At 61.4% G+C, this 14,746-nt stretch carries 11 protein-coding genes; 4 read left to right on the top strand and 7 right to left on the bottom strand.

From position 1 onward, the window contains the following. Window positions 1–7: 7 nt before the first annotated feature. The 3 genes from AB4N76_RS19080 to AB4N76_RS19070 form a co-directional block, all read right to left on the bottom strand. Window positions 8–208, bottom strand: coding sequence for a DUF1656 domain-containing protein (locus AB4N76_RS19080; RefSeq protein WP_008153498.1), 201 nt, complete (start codon window positions 206–208; stop codon window positions 8–10). Then, window positions 198–2,390 (bottom strand): FUSC family protein, encoded by a 2,193-nt coding sequence (locus tag AB4N76_RS19075; RefSeq protein WP_460163394.1) that lies wholly within the window; start codon window positions 2,388–2,390, stop codon window positions 198–200. The genes AB4N76_RS19080 and AB4N76_RS19075 overlap by 11 nt, the downstream gene beginning before the upstream one ends. Before the next feature lie 139 nt (window positions 2,391–2,529). After that, the gene (locus AB4N76_RS19070; RefSeq protein ID WP_077430851.1) at window positions 2,530–4,041 is read right to left on the bottom strand and encodes an efflux transporter outer membrane subunit; all 1,512 of its coding nucleotides are present in this window, start codon (window positions 4,039–4,041) and stop codon (window positions 2,530–2,532) included. 273 nt (window positions 4,042–4,314) lie between these two features. Between AB4N76_RS19070 and AB4N76_RS19065 the strand changes: the two genes are divergently transcribed. The 3 genes from AB4N76_RS19065 to AB4N76_RS19055 all read left to right on the top strand — a co-directional run bounded on the left by AB4N76_RS19065 (window position 4,315) and on the right by AB4N76_RS19055 (window position 8,120). Next, entirely contained in the window at window positions 4,315–5,283 is a 969-nt protein-coding gene (locus AB4N76_RS19065) for a LysR family transcriptional regulator (RefSeq protein ID WP_046026746.1), read from the top strand. A gap of 324 nt (window positions 5,284–5,607) precedes the next feature. After that, window positions 5,608–5,985 (top strand): DUF6124 family protein, encoded by a 378-nt coding sequence (locus AB4N76_RS19060; RefSeq protein WP_046026749.1) that lies wholly within the window; start codon window positions 5,608–5,610, stop codon window positions 5,983–5,985. A gap of 1,160 nt (window positions 5,986–7,145) precedes the next feature. Next, on the top strand, window positions 7,146–8,120 hold the full coding sequence (locus AB4N76_RS19055; protein ID WP_460163393.1) for a 2-hydroxyacid dehydrogenase: 975 nt from the start codon (window positions 7,146–7,148) through the stop codon (window positions 8,118–8,120). A 40-nt stretch (window positions 8,121–8,160) separates the two neighbouring features. Here AB4N76_RS19055 and AB4N76_RS19050 read toward each other — a convergent pair whose 3' ends face one another. Continuing rightward, complete coding sequence (locus AB4N76_RS19050; protein ID WP_046026751.1) at window positions 8,161–9,063, bottom strand: DMT family transporter; 903 nt, start codon at window positions 9,061–9,063, stop codon at window positions 8,161–8,163. Window positions 9,064–9,201: 138 nt separating this feature from the next. On the opposite strand from AB4N76_RS19050, the gene AB4N76_RS19045 reads away from it, so the two are divergent. Then, window positions 9,202–10,077 carry a helix-turn-helix domain-containing protein gene (locus AB4N76_RS19045; RefSeq protein WP_460163392.1) on the top strand — a complete coding sequence of 292 codons (876 nt, stop codon included), beginning with the start codon at window positions 9,202–9,204 and terminating at the stop codon, window positions 10,075–10,077. A 144-nt stretch (window positions 10,078–10,221) separates the two neighbouring features. On the opposite strand, the gene AB4N76_RS19040 is transcribed toward AB4N76_RS19045, so the two are convergent. From AB4N76_RS19040 to AB4N76_RS19030, 3 genes are all read right to left on the bottom strand, one after another. Further along, complete coding sequence (locus tag AB4N76_RS19040) at window positions 10,222–12,651, bottom strand: TonB-dependent siderophore receptor (RefSeq protein WP_460163391.1); 2,430 nt, start codon at window positions 12,649–12,651, stop codon at window positions 10,222–10,224. Between the two features lie 237 nt (window positions 12,652–12,888). Continuing rightward, window positions 12,889–13,878 (bottom strand): FecR family protein, encoded by a 990-nt coding sequence (locus tag AB4N76_RS19035; protein ID WP_460163390.1) that lies wholly within the window; start codon window positions 13,876–13,878, stop codon window positions 12,889–12,891. After that, window positions 13,875–14,438: an RNA polymerase sigma factor gene (locus AB4N76_RS19030; RefSeq protein ID WP_046026757.1), complete on the bottom strand. Its 564-nt coding sequence runs from the start codon at window positions 14,436–14,438 to the stop codon at window positions 13,875–13,877. The genes AB4N76_RS19035 and AB4N76_RS19030 overlap by 4 nt, the downstream gene beginning before the upstream one ends. Window positions 14,439–14,746: the final 308 nt, after the last annotated feature.

Below are 14,746 nucleotides of genomic sequence, written 5' to 3'. Positions count from 1 at the left end.
TAGAGGGTCAGTGATAGACAGTCAGCGCCAGGGCGCCAAACAGACAGGTAAACAGGCTCAGGCGCAGCAGCGCCGGGTGCCAGAAGAAGCGGTACAGATCGAACCCGGACAAGAATCGGTCCAGCGCCCAGGCCAGTGCCGCCGCGATGAAAAACATCAGGGTCATGGTCGGCATGTACACGCCGTGGAAGGCGATCTCACGAGGCATGTTCAAGTCCTTTGGGCTCGGTTTTCGTGAAGCCCGCGAGCGGTGACTGCGGGTCCAGCAACGACGTACGAATGAAGTGCAGGTAACTCTTCACCCGGCGTAGGGCCGAGGTGTCGAAGTGCGGCGCGAAAGGCTCATCCGTGGCTTGCACGCGACTGATCGCATGGTCGACCGCGATCAGGCTGCGCTCCAGGTTGCTCTGGCTCGGTTGCAAAAACAGCCGCATCAGTGAACGCCCCATCACCCGGATGGCCTGGCGCCACGGCTGCGTTTCGGCGTAGGCCGGGTGCACCGGCAGAATCGCCTGTTCCTTGCGCAATTCGATGATCGCGTGCCCCACCTCCAGCACCACGAACATCCAGCGCAACAAGTCGCTTTGGACTTGCGGCTGACCCGCCGCAAGGCCGTAAGCCTGGTGCAGCAAGTCTCGTGTACGGCTTTCAAAACTCGACGCCAGCCCCTTGAGTTTGCCGCTGATGGCGTACACCACTTGCCCGCGCAAATCCTGCTCCAGCCGACGCCACAACCAGCGGCTGTTAGGCGGCAAAATGATTGCCCCGGCGGCCGCGCATACCAGCATGCCGAGCACCATGGCGATGTAATCGTTGATGAAGGTGTACGGGTTGTAGACCGTGAGGTTGTCCGGCACTGAACCGGTGCTGAAGAAGATCAACAAACCGAGGCCGACACCAGCGTATTGCGGCCGCGACGTGAGGAACGAACCGAGCACGATCACCGGTGCGAGCATCACGCACAGCAACGGAAAACCATCGATCCACGGGAAGATGAAAAACATCTCGACGAAGCCGATCAACGCCCCGAGCAGCGTCCCGCACGCCATCTGAAACGCCATGCGCTTAGGGTTGGGTGTCGCCGCAGAAAGCCCCACGGTGGCGGCGGCTATCAGGGTCATGGTCGCGCCACTCGGCCAGGCCGTGGCCACCCAGTAACTGCCGAGCACCACCAGAATGAACGCCGCGCGAATCCCCGAAGCGGCGGACGCCATCCAGTTGGTTTGCGGGGTGAACGGCTCATCCCATTGCTCCCGTTCATGGCTGTGTTCAGCCAGCGAGGCGTGGGTCTGTGCATAACTGTGCAGGTCATCGACGAAGCGGTAGAGCAACTCGTACGCGGTGTGGAAATCCAGCAACTCGGCGTCGCTCGGCCGGGTCTCCTGAAAGTGCGCACGCAAGTTGCGCACCCGGGCCGGCAAACCCTCTTTATAAGCGCTCAACTCGGCGACCAGGCGGGCCGCGTCCGCATGGGTCAAGGCCCGGCCACTGAAGCCGTCGAGCACTTCCGCCAAGTCCTGCAACCCCGGTTTGATCGCCGCGACCACGGGGTCGGCACCACTGCTGCGCAAGCGTTCGAGCAACTGATGCAAGGCGTTGAATCGCGTGGTGATGCCCATGAACTCGCTGTTCAAGCGATTGAGCCGTCCGTTGCGTCGACGCATGTGCGGGTCTTCAAACACGGTGACGCTGCGCAGCCCTTCCAGCCCGACCGCCTCGGCGATGAAGCGCACGTTGCTGGCCTCAAAAGCCTCCCGTTGACTGCGACCGCGCAAGCCATCGGTGACGAACAAGGCGAACACGCCGAAGCGCTGATACAAAGCGTTGCGCATCGCGGCGCTGGCGGTTTGCGGCAGGATGGCGGCGCTGACCAGCGTCGAGCAGAGAATCCCGAGGGAGATCTCCAACACTCGCCAGACTGCCGCCATGAAGGCGCCGTCCGGGTGTGCCAAGGCAGGCAAACCGACCATTGCGGCGGTGTACCCGGCGAGCACAAAACCGTAGGCGCGAAAGTTGCGATACCGCGCCGCGCCGGCCGAGCAAATGCCGACCCAAATCGCCAGCGAGCCGAGGAACAGCTCAGTGTTCTGCGCGAACAAGGCGATCAGCGCGACCATCACCGCCGACCCGGTCAACGTGCCGAGAAAGCGGTAAAAACTCTTGGCGAACACCTGACCGCTCTGCGGCTGCATCACGATAAACACCGTGATCATCGCCGTGCGCGGCTGCGGCAATTCCAGGCGCATCGCCAGCCACAGCGTCAGGAATGCGGCGAACAGCACCTTGAAAATGTAGACCCAGGTCACGCCATCACTGCGCGCCCAATCAAAGAACCCCCGGCGCCATTCAAGGGAATACAGCCAGCGCAAAGGTGCGGGCAAGGGCGTCATGAAATCCTGCTCAGTGAGATTCGATTAAGACGCAGAACCTGTGGGAGCGAGCTTGCTCGCGATGGCGGAGTGTCAGGCGACACATGCATTGACTGACACGGCCTCATCGCGAGCAAGCTCGCTCCCACAGGGTCCGTGTTCAATTTGTGAGGCTCTGAAGCAGGGCCGGGGTTTTCGGGGCCTGGGTTTGTTCGGTGGTTGGCACATCATTGCCCGCCCCCAATCCTCCACCGAGCGCCGTCACCAGTTCTGCATGAGCACTCAACCGCGCCGCCTGAACCTGTTGCTGAACCTGTTGCTGTTTGAACAACAGCGTCTGGGCATTGAGCACGTTGAGGTAATCGGTGAGCCCGCGCTGGTAGGCGATCATCGCGATGTCATAGGTCTGCTGCGCGGTGGCTACCGACTCGGCGGCGAAGGCCTGCTGCTTGTCCATGGACTCGCGGCGGATCAACTGGTCAGAGATGTTTTTCAGCGCATTGACCAGCGTCTGGTTGTACTTGGCCACGGCGATGTCATACCCGGCCGAGGCTTCACCCAACTCCGAACGCAAACGCCCGCCATCGAAAATCGGCAACGAAATCGCCGGGCCGACGCTGTAGTTGAGTTTCTTGCCGGTCAAAAACTCCAGCGCCCCGCCGCCCGTGGCCATGTAGCCGAGGCTGCCGACCAAATCGACGTTGGGATAAAAACCGGCGTGCGCGACATCAATGCCCCGCGCTTGCGCGGCCACTTGCCAGCGACTGGCGACCACATCCGGGCGTTGACCAAGCAATTGCGCGGGTAACGCCGACGGCAATTTCAGCGCCATGCCCAACGACAATGTCGGCCGCTGCAATTGCGCACCCGCCCCCGGACCGGAGCCAGCCAATGCCGCGAGCTGGTTGCGGCTGAGGGCGATTTCTTCGTCCAGCGCATCAATCTGCCGATGGGTTTCCGGCAGCGGCGTTTGCGCCTGGCTGACTTCGAAATGCGTGCCGATGCCACCGTTCAGGCGCTTTTGCGCGAGGTCGAGAATCTGTTGTTGCTGTTTCAGCGTCGCTTCGACGATGTCGCGCTGCGCGTAATGCAGCGACAGTTCGATGTAGGCACGCACGATGTTGTTCTGCAATTCGAGCTGCGCCAGGCGCGCTTCGGCGGCGCTCATGTGCGCCATGTCCACGGCGCGTTCCGTGGCATTGCTTTCGCGACCCCAGAGGTCCAGCGCATAGCTGAAACCCAGGGCGGCGTTGTTATCCCAAGTGGTGGTGTTGGCCAGCTCACCCGGCCCGTAGAACTGATCGGTCGGCCAGTTGTGGCGCTTGAGGGTGGATTCGCCATTGATCTGCAACGACTCGGCGGATTCGGCGATGCCGGCCATGGATTTGGCCTGGCGCACCCGTGCGGCGGCCATGGCCATGGTCGGGCTGCCTTGCACGGCGCGGTCGATCCAGCGGTTCAGTTGCGGGTCGCCATAAGCCTGCCACCATTGTGCGGTGGGCCAGTGCGCGTCTTGTGCGGCGCTCTGGATGGCTGCGTCGGTGGCCAATGAATCGGCCTCCAGTGCCTTGCCCTGCGGGGCGATCCCTGCGGTACCGATGCAGCCACTGATTGCCAGGGTTAAAGCCAAAACACTGAGCGGCTGAAGCGCTCTGCTGATGCGACGCGGCACTGCTGCGATTTCCTGAAAGAGGGGAGGTACGAGTTCCTGTAGGAGCCGGGCTTGCCCGCGATGGCATCACCGCGGTGGGTCTGGATGACCGCGGTGATGCCATCGCGGGCAAGCCCGGCTCCTACAGTGGCGCAATTCTAGGGGTGGGTCTGGTTGGCGATAAGCTGGGATTCCTGTGAATCTTTGTTACCGTTAACGCGATAATCCCTTTGTCGGGGGTCTCAGCCCCTGAAACTTCGTGTCACAATTTGCCATCGAACCCGAGAGCACCCCATGGACACTTTGCAAAACATGCGCGCCTTCAGTTACGTGGCCGAGGCCGGCAGCTTCACCGCCGCCGCCGTGCAACTGGACACCACCACGGCCAACGTCTCGCGCGCGGTCTCCAACCTGGAAGCCCACCTGCAAACCCGCCTGCTCAACCGCACCACCCGCCGCATCGCCCTGACCGAAGCCGGCAAGCGCTACTTGTTGCGCTGCGAGCAGATCCTGGCCTACGTCGAAGAAGCCGAAGCCGAGGCCAGCGACGCCCATGCGCGGCCGGCCGGGCAGCTCAAGGTGCACACCATGACCGGCATCGGTCAGCACTTCGTGATCGACGCCATCGCCCGCTATCGCAAGACCCACCCGGACGTCACCTTCGACCTGACCATGGCCAACCGCGTGCCGGACCTGCTCGACGAGGGCTACGACGTGTCCATCGTGCTGGCCAGCGAATTGCCGGACTCGGGTTTTGTGTCCCAGCGCCTGGGTATCACCTACAGCATCGTCTGCGCCTCGCCGGCCTATGTGAAAGCCAACGGCTGCGCGCAAAAGCCCAGCGACTTGCTCAACCACATGTGCCTGCGCCTGGTAAGCCCGGTGATCCCGCTGGAGAAATGGGCCTTCGACGGCCCGGATGGCCAGGAAATGGTGACCATCAACAGCTCACCGTTTTTGGTGAACTCGGCGGATGCGATGAAGACCGCAATCACCAGCGGCATGGGCGTTGGCGTGTTGCCGGTGTACGCGGCGATTGAAGGGCTGCGCAACGGCTCGCTGGTGCGGGTGATGCCCAAGTACCGGTCGCAGGAGCTGAACCTGTACGCAATCTACCCGTCGCGCCAGTATCTGGATGCGAAGATCAAGACGTGGGTCGAGTACTTGCGCGGGTCGTTGCCGGAGATTCTGGCGGCGCATCAGGCGGAACTGGCGGCATATGAATTGAGCGGGAGCCTGGCTGGCGCCCGGGTGGCGAACTGATTTCACGGTCCTACAGACGCGGAGAATTTGGGGAAGGTTTCCGACGGGTTCTGTCGGTTGTTGGGTCAGACGGGAAATGGGTAGGCTTTGGGCGTCGCTGGCTTTTCAGCGATCGGGCCTGGAAAACCCGAAGATAGGGTCACAGCACATGACATAATGCGGCGCTTTTTCAGCTCCGCGATTTAAGTTATGGCGGCTGTGCGTGGGAGACCTTCGGGTCTGCCGGGTTTGATCCTTCTCGGTTTTTCCAGTCCGCGTACAGCTGCCACCCAATCGTCTGGAAAACGGAAAGTGGCGGCTCCTCGACTTCAAGGATCTTTGCCAATGATTAAAGAATCACCGAATCCTCCGGAAACCGACGACGTTTCCCCCTACGAATCCATCGATTCGAAAAAACTCAACGAAGCCGCCGAACGCGCGCTGAATCACTACCTCAACCCCGCTGCCCTCAAATCACCCGCGACTCGCAAGCCCAGCACGATGTTCGTGCTTGCGCCCAATATCAAAGACGAGGACTTGCTGGCCCACACTTGTGAATCGTTGGCCCAGGCCAGTGTGATGGCCGGCGATTTTGCCGCCTATCTGGAAGGCCCGCATCGCAACACCGCCATGGCGATTCAGCAGATCGTCATGCTGGCGGAACTGGCAGCGAACCGGATGATGGATAACCTCGAAATCCCCAAACCCACGCCACACCGCTAATCTCCGGGCAGAAACCAATCCTCCCTGTAGGAGTGAGCCTGCTCGCGATGACGGTGTGTCAGTCGACTTCAATGTTGAATGTGAGTCCGCCATCGCGAGCAGGCTCGCTCCTACAATTGGACCGGGGCCGTCTGGAAGAGATTGGTCGGCTGTCAGGCCGCCATCGCTGGCAAGCCATGCTCCTACAGGGACTGGGTACATCTGGAAGAGACTGGTTGGCTGTCAGGCCGCCATCGCTGGCAATCCTAGTTCCTACAGGGAATGGGGACATCTGGAAGAGATTGGTTGGCTGTCAGGCCGCCATCGCTGGCAAGCCATGCTTCTACAGGGAATGGGTACATCTGGAAGAGATTGGTTGGCTGTCAGGCCGCCATCGCTGGCAAGCCATGCTTCTACAGGAATGGGTACATCTGGAAGAGATTGGTTGGCTGTCAGGCCGCCATCGCGAGCAGGCTCGCTCCTACAATTGGACCGGGGCCGTCTGTTAGAGACTGGTTGGCTGTCAGGCCGCCATCGCTGGCAAGCCAAGCTCCTACAGGGAATGGGTACATCTGGAAGAGATTGGTCGGCTGTCAGGCCGCCATCGCTGGCAAGCCAAGCTCCTACAGGGAATGGGTACATCTGGAAGAGATTGGTCGGCTGTCAGGCCGCCATCGCTGGCAAGCCAAGCTCCTACAGGGAATGAGTACACCGGCCGCTTCTCACCACTCAACAGGCCGAGCGTTAGCTCGCCTACCGCTTTTGATCTTGATCCACCCGCCCCTTCGGGAGGCTGAGTGGAGGTGTTCATCCGGGGAGGGCGCGCAGCGCCGTTCGACGCAGTCGAACACGCTGCATGTAGGTCGAAGCGAAGCCGACCGGAGGGCAGTGTCCCCGGAGGGATACCGGAGCGAAGGAACGCCGAGCCCCAGCGAGGGGCCGGACGCTCGGGGCGAGCCTTTTTTTGCTTACTTTTTTTTGGCGTTTGAAAAAAAAGTGAGTCGCCGTAAGGGCGAAACCCTAAGCGGCCGTTACCGCAGAAACGGATATGTACACAACCCACAAAAACATGGTCGGCCCAAAGGCCGCCAAGTTCAAAAGCTCACAACCACGAAAAAGAATGTTAGCGTGCTTGGCATTCTCCAAGCCAAATCAAGCCAAGCCCGACGAGCCCTCCTCCCATGAAAAAGACCGTCCTCGCCTTCAGCCGCATCACCCCCGAAATGGTCGAACACCTCAAGCAAGACTTCGAAGTCATCGTGCCAAACCCGAAAAACGGCGACATCAACGCCCAATTCAACGAAGCCCTGCCCCACACCCACGGCCTGATCGGCGTCGGCCGCAAACTCGGTCGCGCCCAACTCGAAACCGCCGCCAAACTCGAAGTCGTCTCCAGCGTCTCAGTCGGCTACGACAACTACGACCTCGCCTACTTCAACGAACGCGGGATCATGCTCACCAACACCCCCGACGTCCTCACCGAAAGCACCGCCGACCTCGCCTTCACCCTGCTCATGAGCAGCGCCCGCCGCGTCGCCGAACTGGACGCCTGGACCAAGGCCGGCCAATGGCAAGCCACCGTCGGCGCACCACTGTTCGGCACCGACGTGCACGGCAAAACCCTAGGCATCGTCGGCATGGGCAACATCGGCGCGGCCATTGCCCGTCGCGGTCGCCTGGGGTTCAACATGCCGATCCTCTACAGCGGCAACAGCCGCAAGACAGACCTGGAACAACAACTCGGCGCCCAGTTCCGCACGCTCGATCAACTGCTGGCCGAAGCCGATTTCGTTTGCCTGGTGGTGCCACTCAGCGAAAAGACCAAACACCTGATCAGCCACCGCGAACTGGCACTGATGAAACCCGGCGCCATCCTGGTGAACATCTCACGCGGCCCGGTCGTGGACGAACCAGCCCTGATCGAAGCGCTGCAAAACAACCGCATTCGCGGCGCCGGTCTGGACGTCTACGAAAAAGAACCGCTGGCCGAGTCGCCGTTGTTCCAACTGAAAAACGCCGTGACATTGCCGCACATCGGCTCGGCCACCCACGAAACCCGTGAAGCCATGGCCAACCGCGCCCTGGCCAACCTGCGCAGCGCGCTGTTGGGCGAGCGGCCGCAAGACCTGGTCAACCCGCAAGTCTGGAAAGGCTGACGAAAAACGGGCAGACGTGTCCAAACGTCTGCCCGTACGATCAAGCCAGTTTTCCACTTCCCCCCAGCATCGGTGCCTTGGGTTTACGAAATACCAGCACGTTGCCCAGCATCACCAGCACCAACCCCACCAGCGCCGGCGCGGTCCATTGGTAGCCTTCGGCAAACGCCGACACATTCAGCGCCACCACCGGAAACAACACGGTGCAATACGCCGCGCGCTCCGGGCCCATGCGCCCGACCAGCGTCAGGTAAGCGGTGAAACCGATCACCGAACCCGGGATCACCAGGTACAGCAGCGAACCGATGTAGCGCGCGTTCCATTCCATGTCGAACGGAATGCCTTTGACCAGGCACCACACCGACAGCATCGCCGCACCATAGGCCATACCCCAGGCGTTGGTCGTCAGCGGTTTCAATCCGGCCTTCTGCTGCAAACTCGACAGCATGTTGCCAGCCGAGAAGCACAAGGTCCCGAGCAAGGCCAGGCCCAGGCCGAGCAGCGTTTCCGGGCTGGCGGTATGCCCGGCCAGTTCCGGCCAGAACAACAGGCCAAGCCCGAACAACCCCAGTGCCCCGCCCATCAACACATTGCGAGCGATTTTTTGACCGAAAAACACCCGCGCATTCAGCGCATTCCACAGGGTGGCGGTGGAAAACACCACGGCAACCAAACCACTGGGAATCCACTGGCTGGCCGTCAGGAAGCACATGAAGTTGACGCAGAACAGGCACAGCCCCTGCGCCAGACAGATCAAATGCCCACGCCGGTTCATCACTTGCAGACGCCGACTCAGCAGCAACATCGCGAACAGCACCAGCGCCGCGAGGCCGAAGCGATAGACGATCGACACCGGAATCGCCACCACGCCCAGTTGCCATTTCAAGGCAATCCAGGTGGTGCCCCAGATCAGCACGGTCAGCAAGTACAACGACAGGTTCATGGCAAACACTCCTCAATAGAGGTTCAGTGTCCCGCGCCCGCTCGCCCCGCACTTGCATAAACTTGCGCTTTTGTCGGCGCAGAGGCTGGCAGGCCAACGTCTACGGAGTAGGATGCAAGGCGTTGGAGAGAACCGATCATGCCCGCACTGGAAACACTGCAAGTCTTTCAAGCCCTCAACCGCTCGCCCAATGCTCGCCTTGAGCACAGCGCCGAGCTCGGTGACGGCATGGCTGCAGCCTTGTGGAGCAACCATCACGACGCGCAGGATTACGAAGCGCCGAGTCATCACACGCTGTCGTGCTACATCGCCGGCGGCACCGGCACGTTTCGCCGCGACCAACCCGGCACCAAGGGCGGCCCCGACAAGTTGTGCATTCTGCCCGCCGAGCATCAATCCGGTTGGGTGATCAACGGCGACATTCGCCTGGCCCACGTGTATTTCAGCCCCGAACAATTCGCCCTCGGCTGCGTCACGCTGCTGGACCGTGAACCGCGCGAACTGCAATTGCGCGAAGGCACTTTTCTCGACGATCCGGCGCAAGCCCGGCGCTTTCGGCAGATGCTCACCCTCAACTGGAACGAACCCGGCGAACGCGTGCTGACCAGCAGCCTGGCCCACGAAATGCTCAGTCACGTGCTGCTTGGCCAGGTCGGCTTGCGTGAGGGGTTGCGACTCAAGGGCGGACTCGCGGCGCATCAGCGGCGGCAGTTGGTGGAGTTCATCGACAACCAGTTGGCGGAGGCCATCAGCCTTGGGCAATTGGCCGCGCTGTGCGCGCTATCGGAATACCACTTTGCGCGGATGTTCAGAGAAAGCTTCGGCTTGCCGCCGCATCAATATGTGTTGGCGCGAAGACTGAGCCGGGCAAGGGAGTTGCTGCGCTCGACGTCGCAGCCGTTGGGGGAGATTGCATTGGCCTGCGGGTTTGCCAGCGCCAGTCATTTCACCAATCGGTTTCGGCAGGCATTGGGCGGGACGCCTGGGGACTATCGCCAGGCGTTTTTGCGCTAAGGCCCAAGAGAGTCGGTGCCTGTCAGGATGCCATCGCGGGCAAGCCCGGCTCCTACAGGAATAGGTGTCGGAGCACGCTGCTGTGAACGACACTATTCCTGTGGGAGCCGGGCTTGCCCGCGATGAACGATGACGCGGTCTCGGTCAGAACTCCAAAGTGCTGGAAAACAACACCTGCCGCGAATCGCCCATCGACACAAAGAACCGGCTCGCCGCCGAGGTGTAGTAGGTGCGGTCGAACATGTTCTTCACGTTGAGCTGGAACTTGACCTTCTGCCCTTCGACCTTGGTGTCGTACGTGGCGAATGCATCGGCCACGGTGTAGGCCGGCAGGTCGAAGTCGTTGACGGCGTTACCCGCCCGCTCGCCGACATATCGCGCACCGGCGCCGACGCGCAACTGATCGCCACCGACGATGGCGCCGAAGTCGTAGACCGCCGACAGCGAGCCGCTGTTCTTGGCGACGTTTTGCAGTTGCTTGCCTTTGTAGTCCGGGTCTTCGGTGACTTCGGCATCGGTGTAGGCGTAGCTGCCGATCATGCTCCAGCGGTCCGTGAGCTGGCCGGTCAAATCCACTTCCAGGCCTCTGGAACGCACTTCGCCGGCAGCACTGTAAATCGTCACCGGGCCTTCGGCGTTGGCCACCAGTACGTTGCGTTTCTTGATGTCGAACAGCGCGATATCAGCCGTGATGCGGCCCGGCATGTCGAGTTTGGCCCCAACCTCCCAGGACTTGGCTTCTTCCGGCGCAATGCTGCCGTCGAGCACGGTGCTGCTGCCGCTCAACGGCGCGATGGTGGAGTTGGGTTTGAACGATTCGGTGTAGCTGCCGTAGAACGACAGTTCGTCGGTGTAGCGGTACACCAGGCCCGCACGCGGCACCCATTTCTGGCCGTTGTTGTCCGTGTTGGCCTTGAACGGCACACCTTTGCCGGCGTACTGGTCGTATTCCTGGAAGCGCCCGCCCGCGACGAAAATCCATTGGTCGGTGAGGTGGATCGAGTCCTGAAGGAAGATCGAGTTGCTGCGCAATTCATCGGTTTGATTACTGTCGGCCGCACTGACGGTGGTGCCCGGCACTTCAAGGCCGTAGATCGGGTCGACGTAGCTGAAGATACTCCGGCTTTTCTGGCGGATCAGGTCTTCGCGGTAAATCTTGCGGTACTCGTCATCGAGGCCGAACACCAGGTCGTGTTTCATCCCGGCCCATTCGACATTGCCTTCGAGGCCGACGGTGGTGAAACGGTCGGTGCTGATGGCGTTTTGCGTGCCGTCCATGCTGCGGGTCAACGTGCCTTTGTCGGTGTCGATGGCGGTCACGCGCACCTGGCTGGCGTCGTAGGTTTCACGGTTCCAGCTGTAGCCGAAGTGAGCTTTCCAGTTGTCGTTGAGCTCGTGATCGGCCTCGAAGTGGTACAGGTCCGAACGGCCTTCCATGTTGTTGAACGGCTCGTCGAGGCGCAGGTTGCGCGAGATGTCCAACGGATGATTGGTGTTCGGATCGATGACTGTGCCACGGTCAAACGGGGTCAGAAACTCACGGTGTTCATAGGAGAACAACAGCGTGGTGCTTTCGCCGAACCAGGCCAGCGACGGCGCGATCATCGACTCGCGGTGGGTGCCGAAATTGCGCCAGTAATCTTCGTCTTCATGGTCCAGCACCATGCGATAAGCGAGGCCCGATGTGCCCAGTGCGCCGGTGCTGTCGAGGGTGCCACCGCTGCCGTTCTTGCCATCGTCGTAGGTCGAGCCGCGCAGAGTCAGGGCGTTGTACTGTTCCAGTTGCGGCTTCTTGCTGACCATGTTGACCACGCCGCCCGGGTCCTGGATGCCGTACAGCAAGGACGCCGGCCCCTTGAGCACTTCGACGCGTTCGACACTCTCACTCAGGCCACGCCCCTGCACGATCGGCATGCCGTCGCGCATGATCGAGCCGTTGCGGTTGTCACCGAAACCACGCGTCATCACCGAGTCCTGGGTGCTCGCCAGTGTGTTGCCCTGGGTGATGCCGCTGACGTTGGCCAGCGCGTCATCCAGATTGCGCGGCACCTGATCGCGAATGACTTGGGCCGGGACCACATTGACGGTCTGCGGGACTTCCTGGAGCAAGGCCGAAGAACGCATCACCGAACTGGTGGGCGGCGGCTGATAACTCATGGATTGATCGGCCACCGAGGTGATGGTGGTGGCGCCCAGGTTCAGGGTGCCCGCCGTCGGCACGGGCTCAAGGATCAGGGTGTTGGGGTCGGTACGGCGGAAGGTCAGTCCCGAACCGCTGAGCAAACGCTGCAGGGCTTGTTCGGCGCTCAACGGGCCGTTGATCGCCGGGGCGGTGACGCCGTAGGGCGCTTCATCGGTGTAGACCACACTGATGCCGGTCACCCGGCTGAAGTCGCTCAGGGCCTGGGGCAGCGGTTTGGCGGCAATGGCGAAGTTGAACGGCGCCCGTTGTTGCGTGCTGCCCGTGTCAGCGGCCGAGGCGATGCTCAAGGGCAGCAACGCCAGCGCCGACATACTCAGTGCCGAGGCACCCAACCACTGTTTGACCCAACCCGATTTTGCCCTGGACTTCATTGCTCGATAGACCTGTGTAGAACCGCAACGGATGCGAATGACTCGCAGTTTCAGTCACTACACGGATGGGGCTTGGTTTTACCTCATCAAAATGTTGAAAATAATTTTTGTTCTGAAAGATGCGGTGTCTGATCGGTCCTCATCGCGGGCAAGCCCGGCTCCTACAGGGATCGGGTTCCTTCATGAGAATGCGGTCAAGTGTGGGAGCCGGGCTTGCCCGCGATGGGGCCAGCAGCTTTAACGCAAAATAATCAGCTGCCCCAACACGCTGTGCTGCTCAAACCCCAACACCCCTTGCAACGAACTCAACACGACCTGCGGATCCCTGCTCGGAAAGCTGCCACTGATTCGCCGCGCCGCCAGTTCATCATTGAGCAACACGATCCGCCCCGGGAAGTAACGCCCCAAATCCTGCACCACCTCGGCCAGCGTCGCCTTGTAGTAATTGAGCCAACCCTGGCGCCAGGCCAATTGCGCTTCGCTGTCCACCGCATGGGATTGTTGCGTTGCGCCGTTGCCATAGGCCACTTGCTGGCCGGCGGTGAGGATTTGCTGCTCCGCGTGCTTGTCCGCAGTCACGCCCACCCGTCCGGACAACACCGTGACTTGCGCCCCCTGCGGTTGCAGGCGCACTTCAAACTGCGTGCCCAGCACTCGCGCCTGCCCCTGTTCGGCATCGACCACAAACGGGTCGCCGGTGTGCGTCACGCTGAAAAATCCGGCGCCGCGTCGCAGCTGGACGCGCCGTTCACCGCGACTGAAATCCACGGCAATGGCGCTGTCGGCATCCAGCGTGACTTGCGATTGATCGGCCAGTGTCACGGTGCGAATTTCGCCCGGTGCCGAGACATAATCGGCACCCAGATCATCGACCCAACGCATCGGCTGCCAACCGACCCCTACGCCGATCATCAGCACCAGACACGCCGCCATGGCCAGCGCACCCGACCAGCGCCGCACGCTGTTGCGAGGCGATTGATTCATCGCATTGAGATAACCCTGCAAGGCCAATGCATCTTCATCGGCCAGCGTTCGCGCCGGCGCTTCGCTCAACTCCCACACGACTTGCGCCTGTGCATAAGCCTCGGCGTGGGCAGGATCAGCCTGCAGCCAGTGACTGAACGCAAGTTGATCGCCACTGCTGGGCTGGTCGTGCAACAAGCTCAGCCAAGCGTAGGCGGCCTGCTCCTGAGCGGGCGTCGGGGTGACGCGTTCGGGCTGATTCACGGTGCTTTCCCTGGCGTGCGCATGGGCGATTCCTGCAGGCTGGCCTTGCAGGCATCGAGGGCGCGCATCATATGTTTTTCCACGGCGCTTTGGGACAAGCCCATGGCCTTGGCGATTTCGGCGTATTTGCGACCGTGGATGCGGTTGAGCAGGAAGATCTGCCGCGTGCGCTCCGGCAAGGCACGCAAGGCCGCTTCGACGTGACGCAAATCATTACCGGCTTCCAGCGCGGCTTGCGGTTCGCTGCCGTGGCTGTCTGGCGCCTCCGGCATCCAGCCTTCGTTGACCCGCACCCGCGTGCCTTCGCTGCGCAAATGGTCAATGGCGATGTTGCCGGCGCAGCGCAGCAAGTAAGTGCTGAGCTCTTCGACTTGTACCAGCGGCCGCCGCCAGAAACGCAGGAACAAGTCTTGCACCAGGTCCGCAGCCGTCGCCCGACAGCCCACGCGCCGGTTCACCAAGGCTTCCATCTGCGAACGCTGGGAAAGGAACACCTGCAGGAAATGCGCGCGCGCCCCGCGATGTTCTTCGTCGTGTGGTTCGGGTGGGAGGGTGATCATCGGCTCAGCTCTGCGCAAACGTGGTGACGATAGAGGCACCAACGAGGGCGAGATATTAATGATAAATATTCTCATACGCAAAGAGACCCGATTGCCGGATCCCGTTTTACCGAGGAGGCATGAACCTGTTCCTGATGGTTCCCACACCTGCATGGGAATGCAGCTTGGGACGCTCCTCGTCCCAACAGCGGACGCAGAGCGTCCATCGAGGCGTTCCCACGCAGAGCGTGGGAACGATCAGTATCTGCGTGGGAACGATCAGAAATCAGTGCTCAAACAAAAACGGGCCTGCAATCGCAGGCCCGTTT

The organism is Pseudomonas sp. S2_F03 (genome assembly GCF_054668335.1).
The sequence above is the reverse complement of the archived record's forward strand: the minus strand, read 5'-3'. Positions and strand labels throughout refer to the sequence as shown.

Coding starts and splice junctions, on each gene's coding strand:
- AB4N76_RS19065 (WP_046026746.1), top strand. CDS start 4,315: ATGGACACTTTGCAAAACATGCGCGCCTTCAGTTACGTGGCCGAGGCC.
- AB4N76_RS19030 (WP_046026757.1), bottom strand. CDS start 14,438: ATGATCACCCTCCCACCCGAACCACACGACGAAGAACATCGCGGGGCG.
- AB4N76_RS19045 (WP_460163392.1), top strand. CDS start 9,202: ATGCCCGCACTGGAAACACTGCAAGTCTTTCAAGCCCTCAACCGCTCG.
- AB4N76_RS19050 (WP_046026751.1), bottom strand. CDS start 9,063: ATGAACCTGTCGTTGTACTTGCTGACCGTGCTGATCTGGGGCACCACC.
- AB4N76_RS19075 (WP_460163394.1), bottom strand. CDS start 2,390: ATGACGCCCTTGCCCGCACCTTTGCGCTGGCTGTATTCCCTTGAATGG.
- AB4N76_RS19040 (WP_460163391.1), bottom strand. CDS start 12,651: ATGAAGTCCAGGGCAAAATCGGGTTGGGTCAAACAGTGGTTGGGTGCC.
- AB4N76_RS19060 (WP_046026749.1), top strand. CDS start 5,608: ATGATTAAAGAATCACCGAATCCTCCGGAAACCGACGACGTTTCCCCC.
- AB4N76_RS19080 (WP_008153498.1), bottom strand. CDS start 208: ATGCCTCGTGAGATCGCCTTCCACGGCGTGTACATGCCGACCATGACC.
- AB4N76_RS19055 (WP_460163393.1), top strand. CDS start 7,146: ATGAAAAAGACCGTCCTCGCCTTCAGCCGCATCACCCCCGAAATGGTC.